Consider the following 626-nt stretch of genomic DNA (forward strand, 5'->3'; position numbering starts at 1 on the left):
CATGCAGGGCGAGCACACCCCCAAGGAGTGGGCCAGTAGCCGAACCCGCCATGACCATCACCGGGGTGGCTGCGACCACGCGACCGGACGGGTCCAGTCGCGCCAGCACACCGAATGCGAATACATGGGTAAATGTAACGACAGCGATGAGAATTGAGGTCGCTACGACGTAAACCCCATAGCCACTGAACTGGGTCACTGCGACAGCGGCAGCGGCTTGGATGAGAGGGCCAGCTATGACTACGCCCGAGGCCGACAAGTGGCGTTCGAGGATGCTGGAAAGGGCGACAGGTACGAGATTCACGAAGCCACTGATGACAAGCACCGTCGTGATCTGCGCCGCGCTGAATCCGTGCCAGCCCCCTACACGCTCGATGAAGCCGAAGACCATCGAATGGCTCACCATAAGTAAGCTCACGCCGGCGATGCCGAACCACACGCGCGCAGGCAACTTGGCGAGCGCGGATCGATCGTGCTGGAACGTACTGGCGACCTTCGGAAAAGCCAGCAGTCCGGCCAGCGCGGCAGTGAACATGATGCCCGACATCGTATAGAAGAATATGTTCGGGCCGAGCTTGCCCACTAGCGGAGGCAGTGTCGCCATCACCAGAATGGACACCAGGCTC

At 60.9% G+C, this 626-nt stretch carries 1 protein-coding gene; it reads right to left on the reverse strand.

Translation table 11 applies throughout. From position 1 onward, the window contains the following. Window positions 1-626: hypothetical protein (locus AC1DRJ_RS31470; RefSeq protein ID WP_477805538.1), on the reverse strand; the 626-nt coding region annotated here is incomplete at both ends.

This window comes from Pseudomonas sp. P5_B2 (assembly GCF_056400445.1).